Source organism: Mesorhizobium album, from assembly GCF_033977205.1.
Taxonomy (GTDB): Bacteria; Pseudomonadota; Alphaproteobacteria; order Rhizobiales; family Rhizobiaceae; genus Mesorhizobium; species Mesorhizobium album.
On sequence record NZ_JAVIIW010000127.1, the window covers coordinates 1 to 1377 of the forward strand.

The 1377-nt window shown below is 68.3% G+C and carries 2 protein-coding genes and 1 pseudogene; all 3 read right to left on the minus strand.

The features are described from left to right. Positions 1–192, minus strand: a 192-nt coding sequence (locus RFN28_RS34510) for an ATP-grasp domain-containing protein (RefSeq protein ID WP_320291585.1), incomplete at its 3' end; no start/stop codon positions are given. Positions 193–210: 18 nt separating this feature from the next. Further along, positions 211–1173: an HpcH/HpaI aldolase/citrate lyase family protein gene (locus RFN28_RS34515; RefSeq protein ID WP_320291586.1), complete on the minus strand. Its 963-nt coding sequence runs from the start codon at positions 1171–1173 to the stop codon at positions 211–213. Positions 1174–1184: 11 nt separating this feature from the next. After that, positions 1185–1377: pseudogene (locus tag RFN28_RS34520) on the minus strand (serine--glyoxylate aminotransferase); the annotation flags it as partial.

Below are 1377 nucleotides of genomic sequence, written 5' to 3' on the forward strand. Positions count from 1 at the left end.
GCCGCACAGCTTGATGCCGCCGGCCTTGCCGCGGGCGCCGGAGTGAACCTGCGCCTTCACCACCCACTTCGAGCCGCCGATCTCGCGCGTCCGGTAGGCGGCCTGCTCGGGACTGTAGGCGAGCCCGCCGCGCGGCACGTGCACGCCATGACGGGCAAGCAGTTCCTTGGCCTGGTATTCGTGAATGTCCATCTTGTCCTCCCGGTAATCTCAATGCGCCGCGCCATGCGCCTGGCCGGCGCGCTCGATCGCCTCGCTCACCACCAGCACGTTGCGCGCCATGCGCTCCGACGCCGCATCGATCATCTTGCCGTCGAGCGCGGCCGCACCCTTGCCGAGCGCCTCCGCCTCCTTCAGCACCTCGAGGATGCGGCGGGCGCGCGTGACCTCCTTTTCCGGCGGCGAGAACACGTCGTTGGCCAAGGCGATCTGCGAGGGGTGGATCGCCCATTTGCCTTCGATGCCGAGGGCCGCGGCGCGTCTGGCGGCGGCCGTGTAGCCTTGCGCGTCGGAGAAGTCGCCGAACGGGCCGTCGATGGCGCGCAGGCCATAGGCGCGGCAGGCGACCGTCATGCGCGACAGCGCGAAATGCCACTGGTCGCCGGGATAGTCGGGGTTGAGGCCGCCGATGTTGACGGTGCGCGCCTTGTTGGAGGCGGCATAGTCGGCGACGCCGAAATGCATCGCTTCCAGGCGGCCGGGCGTGGCGGCGATCGCCTCGACATTGGCCATGCCGAGCGCGGTCTCGATCAAGGCCTCGAGCCCGACGCGGGTCTTGAAACCCTTGGCCATCTCGATCTGGTTGACCAGGGCCTCGACCATGTAGAGGTCGGCCGGCACGCCGACCTTCGGCACCAGGATGGTGTCCAGCCGGTCGCCGGCCTGCTCCATGACATCGACCACGTCGCGGTACATGTAGTGGGTGTCGAGGCCGTTGATGCGCACCGAGACGGTCTTGCCCTTGGCGCGCCAGTCGATGTCGTTGAGCGCCTGAATGATGGTCTTGCGGGCGCGCTCCTTGTCGGGTGGCGCGACCGCGTCCTCGATGTCGAGGAAGACGAAGTCGGCGGCGCTGTTGGCCGCCTTGTCGATCATCTCCGGGCTCGATCCTGGAACGGCGAGTTCGCTGCGCTGGAGGCGGAGCTTCTTGAGGTGGTTGATGGTGTGGCTCATGGTCTGCCCCCTCACGCCGCCTCGGCGACCGGCATCGCGGCCGTGTTGCGGAAATGCTCGATCGCCGCCGCCACACCCGAGCCCGGCGCCAGGTCGACCCCGCAATCGAGCAGCGCAAGTTCGGCGGCGGCCAGCGATCCAAGCACCATCACCTCGTTCAGCCAGCCGAGATGGCCGATGCGGAAGACCTTGCCGGCCACCTTG

Excerpts from the sequence above, each read along its gene's own strand:
- RFN28_RS34515 (WP_320291586.1), bottom strand. The coding sequence starts at position 1,173 with ATGAGCCACACCATCAACCACCTCAAGAAGCTCCGCCTCCAGCGCAGC.